Source organism: Kitasatospora sp. NPDC002227 (assembly GCF_040296285.1).
Taxonomy (GTDB): Bacteria; Actinomycetota; Actinomycetes; order Streptomycetales; family Streptomycetaceae; genus Kitasatospora.
In genome coordinates this window covers 1-8367 of record NZ_JBEOWY010000104.1, presented here as the reverse complement: position 1 = coordinate 8367, position 8367 = coordinate 1, and the positions used below count along the sequence as shown (strand labels likewise).

Annotated in this window: 2 protein-coding genes; both read right to left on the bottom strand. The window is 73.5% G+C overall.

Going from position 1 to position 8367, the window contains the following annotated elements; all coding sequences use genetic code 11:
* On the bottom strand, positions 1 to 4490 hold a 4490-nt coding region (locus tag ABT095_RS38375; protein ID WP_350534272.1), incomplete at its 3' end, for a non-ribosomal peptide synthetase.
* A 91-nt stretch (positions 4491 to 4581) separates the two neighbouring features.
* Positions 4582 to 8367: non-ribosomal peptide synthetase (locus tag ABT095_RS38370; RefSeq protein ID WP_350534271.1), on the bottom strand; the 3786-nt coding region annotated here is incomplete at its 5' end.

Genomic DNA, 8367 nt, shown 5'->3' with positions numbered 1-8367 from the left:
GTGGTGTCGTTCCAGGTGGTGAGGAGCTGTTCGCGCTCGGCCGGGGTGAGGATCTCGATGCTGCCGAGCGGTACGTCGGGGTCGACGGCGACGGCCTGCAGGATCAGCAGCAGACGGTCGGCGAAGCCCGCGACGGTCGCGTGGTCGAACAGGTCGGCCGCGTACTCGACGGCGGCGCTCAGCCCGTCGGCGCCGCTCGACTCGGCGAAGGCGAAGGCGAGGTCGAACTTGGCCACGTCGAGGTCGAACTCCAGTGGCGTGCAGCGGAGCCCGCCGAAGTCCTCCGGCGCCGGGGTGTGGTTCTCGAGCGCGATCAGGGTCTGGAAGAGGGGGTGCCGGGCGGGGGTGCGGGTGGGGTTGAGGTGTTCGACCAGGCGCTCGAAGGGGAGGTCCTGGTGCTCGTAGGCGTCGAGGTCGAGCACCCGGACCCGCTCCAGGAGTTGGCGGAAGCTCGGGTTGCCGGTGGTGTCGGTACGCAGGACGAGGGTGTTGACGAAGAAGCCGATGAGGTCGGTGAGTGCTTCGTCGGTGCGTCCGGCGATGGGGGTGCCGAGGGGGAGGTCGGTGCCGGCGCCGAGTCGGGTGTAGAGGGTGGCGACGGCGGCCTGCAGGACCATGAACAGGCTTGCTCGGTTCGTGGCGGCCAGCTCGGCGAGCTGCCGGTGCAGTTCGGCACCCACGGTGAACTCGACCAGGCCGCCGCGCCGGGTCGGATGCGCCGGCCGGGAGCGGTCGTAGGGGAGCGTGAGCTCCTCGGGTGCGTCGGCCAGGGCCTGCTGCCAGTGCGCGAGTTGGGTGCTGGCGAGGCTCTCGGGCTCGTCCTCCGGGCCGAGGAGGTGCTGCTGCCAGAGGGTGTAGTCGGCGTACTGGACGGGCAGTTCGGCCCAGTCGGGCGTGTGGCCGGCGAGTCGGGCCGCGTAGGCCTGGCCGAGGTCGCGGAAGAGCGGGGCGACGGACCAGCCGTCGCTGGCGATGTGGTGCATCTGGACCAGCAGCACGTGCTGCTCGGCACCGAGCGAGAACAGCCGGGCCTGGACCGGCAGTTCGGTGGCCAGGTCGAAGACGTGGCCGTTGGCCCGGTCGAGCAGCTCGGCCAGTTCGGTCTCGTCGGCAGCCTGCGTCACCGGCAGGGTGAGCTCGGCCCGGGGGGCGATCAGCTGGTGGGGCCGTCCGTCGGTGACCGGGAAGGTGGTGCGCAGCGTTTCGTGCCGGGCGGTGAGGTCGGCCAGCGCCTCGGTGAGCGCGGCGACGTCGACCTGGCCGGTCAGGCGGACGGCGAAGGGGGTGTTGTAGAGGGCGCTGGGGCCCTCGAACTGCTCGATGAACCACAGGCGTTGCTGCGCGTAGGAGAGCGGGATGAGATCGGGGCGCTGCTGGCGCACCAGCGCGGCGCGGGCCGAGGTGCTGCCCTCGCCGAGTCGGCGGGCCAGCCCTTCGACGGTCGGGGCGTCGAACAGGGCGCGGATCGGGAGCTCGGCGCCGAGGGTGGTGCGGATCCGGCTGACCAGCCGGGTGGCGAGCAGGGAGTGGCCGCCGAGGTCGAAGAAGTTGTCGTCGATGCTGACGGCGGGCAGGCCGAGGATCTCGGCGAAGAGCTCGCAGAGCCGCTGCTCCGACGGCGTCCGGGGGGCGCGGCCGGTGCTGGTGTAGTCGGGGGCGGGCAGGGCGCGGCGGTCGACCTTGCCGTTGGGGGTCATTGGGAGGGCGTCGAGCACCACGATCGCGGCGGGGACCATGTAGCTGGGCACCCGCTCGGCGACGAAGGCGCGCAGTTCGGCGGGGGAGGCCGGGCCGGTGACGTAGGCGGCGAGGCGCTTGTCGCCGGGGCGGTCCTCGCGGACGGTGACCAGGGTCTGGCCCACCGACGGGTGGGCGTCGAAGGCGGCCTCGATCTCGCCGAGTTCGATCCGGAAGCCGCGGAGCTTGATCTGGTCGTCCGCTCGGCCGACGAACTCCAGTTCGCCGTCGGCCGTCCGGCGGACCAGGTCGCCGGTGCGGTACATGCGCGCGCCGGGGGCGCCGAACGGGCAGGCCAGGAAGCGCTCGGCGGTCAGGCCGGGGCGGCCGAGGTAGCCGCGGGCCAGGCCGGGCCCGGCGAGGTAGAGCTCGCCGGCCACGCCGACGGGGGCGGGCTGCAGCGCGCCGTCGAGCACGTAGGCGGCGGTGTTGGGGAGGGGCCGGCCGATCGGGACGACGGCGGGGACGGCGTCCAGGGTGGCCATGTGGCGGCGGGTGGCGAAGGTGGTGGTCTCGGTGGGGCCGTAGACGTTGACCACGGTGAGGCCGGGGCAGGCGGCGAGGGCCTTGCGCAGGGTGATGGGGGAGACCACGTCCCCGCCCGTCCAGACCTCGCGCAGCCCGGCGAACACCTCCGGGGCCTCGGTGGCCAGGACGTTGAACAGGCCGATGGTGACGAAGGCGGCGGTCACCCCGCCACGGGTGACGGTTTCGGCGATCTCCGCCACGCCGAGGCGCCCGGCGGGTGCGAGCACCGCCGTGCCGCCGGCGAGGAGGGGAGCCCAGAGTTCGTAGGTGGAGGCGTCGAAGGCGGTGGGCGAGTGGACCAGCACCCGGCCGTGCGCGCCGTCCGCGAACGCGCCGCCGAGGGCGAGGTCGACCACCGAGTGGTGCGAGACGCCGATGCCCTTGGGGACGCCGGTCGAGCCGGAGGTGTGCACCACGTACGCCAACTGCTGGGCATCGATGGCCAGTCCGAGGTTGCCGCCGGTCTCCGCGCCCACCCGCAGCGTGGTCAGCTCGTCCAGGACTTCGTGCGCGGCGTCGGTGACGGCCAGGGTGGCTCCGGCGTCGGCGAGGACGGCGCGCAGGCGCTCGGCCGGCTGGGCCGGGTCCAGCGGGACGTACGTTCCGCCGGCCTTGAGGATGGCCAGCAGGGCGATCACCAGCTCGGGCGAGCGCTCTACCAGGACCGCGACCGGGGTCTCCACCCCGACGCCCGCCTCGGCCAGCCGCAGCGCCAGTCCGTTGGCCCGGGCGTTGAGCTCGGCGTACGTCAGCTCCGTCGAGCCCGCCACCAGCGCCACCGCCGAAGGCTTCAACGCGGCCTGCGCCTCGAACAGTTCGGGCACCGAGCCCGACGGCAGCTCCGCCACCGGGCCGGCCCAGCCGGTCAGCAGCAGCTCCCGCTCCGCCGGGGCCAGGATCTCGATGCCGCTGATCGCCGCGCCGGGGTCGGCCACGGCGGCCCGGAGCACCCGGACCAGCCGCTCGCCCAGCGTCACTGCGGTGGTGCGGTCGAACAGGTCCGTCGCGTACTCCACCGCTCCGGTCAGGCCGGTGGCGAGGCCGCTCGCGTCGTGCTGCTCCACGAAACTGAAAGTGAGGTCGAACTTGGCCAGCCGCTGAGCGAGTACGTACTCCCGGCAGGCCAGCCCGGCGAAGCGCGCGGGCAGTTCCTCGTCGCTGTCCAGCGTGAGCATGGTCTGGAAGAGCGGGTGACGGGCCGCCGAGCGGGCCGGGTTGAGGTGCTCGACCAGGCGCTCGAAAGGCAGGTCCTGCTGGTCGTAGGCGTCCAGGTCGAGCAGCCGGACGCGCTCCAGGAGCTCGCGGAAGCTCGGGTCGCCCGAGGTGTCGGTGCGCAGCACCAGGGTGTTGACGAAGAAGCCGACCAGATCGGCCAGGCCCTCATCGGTGCGGCCCGCCACGACGGTGCCGAGCGGCAGGTCGGTGCCGGCCCCGAGGCGGGTGTAGAGGGTGGCGACGGCGGCCTGCAGGACCATGAACAGGCTGGTCCGCTCGGCGGTGGCCAACTGCACCAGTGCCGCGTGCAGTTCGGCGTCGAGCGAGAGCTCGTCCTCGCCGCCGCGTCTGGTCGGGGCGGCCGGGCGGGCTCTGTCGTACGGGAGGGCGAGCTCCTCGGGAGCATCGGCCAGCTGCTGCTGCCAGTAGTCGAGTTGGGCGGCGGCCACACTCTCCTGGTCGTCCTCGGCGCCGAGGAGTTCGTGCTGCCAGAGGGTGTAGTCGGCGTACTGGACCGGCAGCGGCTCCCAGTCGGGTGCGCTGCCCGTGAGCCGGGCCGCGTAGGCCTCGCCGAGGTCACGGAAGAGCGGGGTGACCGACCAGCCGTCGCTGGCGATGTGGTGCATCAGCACCAGCAGCACGTGCTCGCCCGTCGGCAGGGAGAACAGCGCGCAGCGGACCGGCAGTTCGGTGGCCAGGTCGAAGACGTGCCGGACGGCTCCGTCCACCCGGGTGCGCAGCTCCGTCTCGTCGGCGACCGGCACGGCCGCCACCGCGAGGGCCTGGACGGCGGGGCTTTCGGGCTCGGCGATCCGCTGCTCGGGGCGGCCCTCGGTCGCGGGGAAGGTGGTGCGGAGTACTTCGTGCCGGGTGAGCACGTCGCGCAGGGCGAGGCTGAGCGCGGGCACGTCGACCGAGCCGGTGAGCCGGACGGCGAACGGCGTGTTGTAGAGCGCACTCGGGCCTTCGAGCTGCTCGATGAACCACAACCGCTGCTGCGCGAACGACAACGGGATCAAGGTCGGCCTCCGACTGGTGACGTGCTGAGGTGGGTAGGGCGGTCAGGCCACCGGCCGGGGCTGGCCGGTGGCGGCGCGTGACCTACGCGGAGCCGCCGGGGCGGCGCATCGGCCGCAGTGCCGGCCGGGCCTTGCGGACGGCGGCGGGTGCCGGCAGTACGGTGGCGAGCGTGCCGACCGTCGGGTGGTCGAACAGGGTGCGGATCGGCACCTCGACGCCCAGGGCGCTGCGGATGCGGCTCACCAGCCGGGTGGCGAGCAGCGAGTGGCCGCCGAGTTCGAAGAATGCGTCGTCGATGCTGACCGTCGGCAGCCCGAGCACCTCGGCGAACAGCTCGCAGAGGCTGCGCTCCTGCGCCGTGCGGGGCGCCCGGCCGGCCGGGGAGCCGGAGTAGTCGGGGGCGGGCAGGGCGCGGCGGTCGACCTTGCCGTTCGGGGTGACCGGGAGGGTGTCGAGCACCACCACGGCCGCCGGGACCATGTAGCTGGGCAGCCGCTCGGCGGCGAAGGCGCGCAGTTCGGCCGGGGTGGCCGGGCCGGTCACGTAGGCCACCACCCGCTTGTCGCCCGGCTGGTCCTCGCGGACCAGGGCCAGGGCGTGGCCCACCTGCTCGTGGGCGGCCAACGCGCCCTCGATCTCGCCGAGTTCGATCCGGAAGCCCCGGATCTTCACCTGGTCGTCGGCCCGGCCGAGGAACTCGAGGGTGCCGTCGGCCCGCCACCGCACCAGGTCTCCGGTGCGGTACATCCTGGCCCCCGGCTCGCCGAACGGGCAGGCGACGAACCGCTCGGCGGTCAGCGCCGGCCGGTCGACGTAGCCCCGGGCCAATCCGGCTCCGGCGATGTGGAGTTCACCGACCACGCCGGCCGGGACGGGCTGCAGGGCCTGGTCGAGCACGTAGACCCGGGTGTTGGCCAGCGGGCGGCCGATGGGCACCACGTCGGGCACCGAATCGGCGTCCGGCATGGGCAGTTGGGTGGCGCACAGGGTCACCTCGGTCGGGCCGTAGAGGGCACGGGCACGGATGCCCGGTACGGCCTCCAGTACCCGCCGGACGGCCGGGGCGGAGACCACGTCGCCGCCGGTGAGCACCTCGGCCACCCCGGCGAAGATGCCCGGGTCCTCCTCGGCGATCACGCGGAACAGGCCCGCGGTGACGTGCACATGAGTCAGCTGGTGGGCGGTGATCAGTGCCCGGACGGCCGCCGCGTCGAGGTCGCCCGGCGGGGCCACCACCACCTGACCGCCGGAGAGCAGCGGCGCCCACAACTCGTAGGTCGAGGCGTCGAAGGCGTGGGGGGCGTGGAAAAGCACCCGAAGCGCGCTGTCGTGCCGCCAGCACGGGTCCGTCGCGAGCTGCACCACGTCGCGGTGGGTGATCGCGATGCCCTTGGGCACCCCGGTGGAGCCCGAGGTGAACATCACGTAGGCGAGCTGCTCGGGGTGGACCGCCGGCCGCCGGGTCCGGACGGTGCGCGGGCCGTCGAACGCCGAGCCGTCGAGCACCAGCACCGGGCAGGGTGCCTCGGCCGCGAGCGGGTGGTCCCGGTGCGCCGGGTCGAGCAGCACGAGGGCGGCACCGGTGTCGGCGGTGATCTGCCGCAGCCGCTCCGCCGGGTGGCGGTCGTCCAGCGGGACGTAGACACCGCCCGCCTTGCCGACGGCCAGGAGCGCCGTCACCAGCTCCACCGAGCGGTCCATCAGGACCACCACCGGGGTCTCGGCGGCCACCCCGGACCCGGCTAGTACGGCGGCCAGGTGCTCGGCCCGGGAGTCGAGTTCGGCGTACGTCAGCTCGGCCGAGCCCGCCACCAGTGCCACCGCCGAAGGCGTCGATGCGGCCTGGGCCTCGAAGAGGGCGGGCAGGGTGGTGTCGGGGACGGGAGCGGCGGTGTCGTTCCAGGTGGTGAGGAGCTGTTCGCGCTCGGCCGGGGCGAGGATCTCGATGCTGCCGATGGCCGCATCGGGGTCGGCGGCCGCGGCGTGGAGCACCCGGGTCAGCCGCTCGGCGAAGGAGACCGCCGTGGCGTGGTCGAACAGGTCCGTCGCGTACTCGACCGAGAGTGACAGCCCGGCCGACGGGCCCAGCTCGGTGAACCGGAACGACAGGTCGAACTTGGCCACCTCGAGCTCGAACTGGTGCTCGGCGCAGGCCAGACCGCCGAAGTCGGCGGGCACCTCCGCCCGGCTCTCGAGCGCGACCAGGGTCTGGAACAGCGGGTGGCGGCCGGGCCGGCGGCTCGGGTTGAACCGCTCCACCAGGCGCTCGAAGGGGAGGTCCTGGTGCTCGTAGGCGTCGAGGTCGAGTTGTCGGACGCGGTCGAGGAGTTGACGGAAGCTGGGGTTGCCGGTGGTGTCGGTGCGTAGGACGAGGGTGTTGACGAAGAAGCCGATGAGGTCGGTGAGTGCTTCGTCGGTGCGTCCGGCGACGGGGGTGCCGAGGGGGAGGTCGGTGCCGGCGCCGAGGCGGGTGTAGAGGGTGGCGACGGCGGCCTGCAGGACCATGAACAGGCTGCCCCGGTTCGCGCCCGCCAACTTGGCGAGCTCCGCATGCAGTTCGGCGTCCAGGGCGCACTCGACCAGGCCGCCGCGGTGGGTCGGGGTGGCGGGGCGCGGGCGGTCGTAGGGGAGGGCGAGCTCTTCGGGGGCGTCGGCCAGGGTCTGCTGCCAGCGGGCGAGTTGGGTGCTGGTGAGGCTGGCGGGGTCGTCCTCGGTGCCGAGGAGTTGGTGCTGCCAGAGGGTGTAGTCGGCGTACTGGACGGGCAGTTCGGCCCAGTCGGGCGTGTGGCCGGCGAGTCGGTCGGTGTAGGCCTGGCCGAGGTCGCGGAAGAGCGGGGCGACGGACCAGCCGTCGCCGGCGATGTGGTGCATCAGCACCAGTAGCACGTGCTCGCCGTGCGGGAGGGAGAACAGGGTGGCGCGGACGGGCAGGTCGCCGGCCAGGTCGAAGATCTCCCCGCCCGCGAGGGCGAGTTCGGCCCGCAGCTGCTCCTCGGAGGCCACCGGGACGGTGCGCAGGGAGAGCCCGGCGGCCTCGGTGAGCTGCTGGTACGGGCGGCCGTCGGCGGTCGGGACGACCGTGCGCAGTACCTCGTGCCGGGCCACCACGTCCCGCAGGGCGAGGTCCAGCGCAGCGGGGTCGACCTGGCCGGTCAGCCGGACGGCGACCGGGGTGTTGTAGAGCGCGCTGGGGCCCTCGAACTGCTCGATGAACCAGAGGCGTTGCTGCGCCGAGGAGAGCGGCACCTGCTCGGGGCGGGGCTGGGGCAGCAGGGCGGGGCGGGTCTGGGCGGTGGCGGGCAGGGCGGGTGCGAGGGCGGCGACGGTCGGGTGGTCGAACAGGGCCCGGATGGGGAGTTCGATGCCGAGCGTGCCGCGGATGCGGCTGATCAGTTTGGTGGCGAGCAGGGAGTGGCCGCCGAGGTCGAAGAAGTTGTCGTCGATGGTGACGGCGGGCAGGGCGAGCGTCTCGGCGAAGAGCTCGCAGAGCTGCTGCTCGGAAGACGTCCGGGGGGCGCGACCGGTGCTGGTGTAGTCGGGGGCGGGCAGGGCTCGGCGGTCGACCTTGCCGTTCGGGGTGACCGGAAGGGCGTCGAGCACCACCACGGCCGCCGGGACCATGTAGCCGGGCAGGCGTTCGGCGGCGAAGGCCCGTACCTCCTCGGCGGCCACGCTGCCGGTGACGTACGCGACCACCCGCTTGTCGCCGGGCTGGTCCTCACGGACCGTGACCAGGAGCTGTTCGGCGCCGGGGTACGCGCTCAACGCGGCTTCGATCTCGCCGAGTTCGATCCGGAAGCCGCGGAGCTTGATCTGGTCGTCTGCTCGGCCGAGGAACTCCAGTTCGCCGGTGGTGGTCCGGCGGAC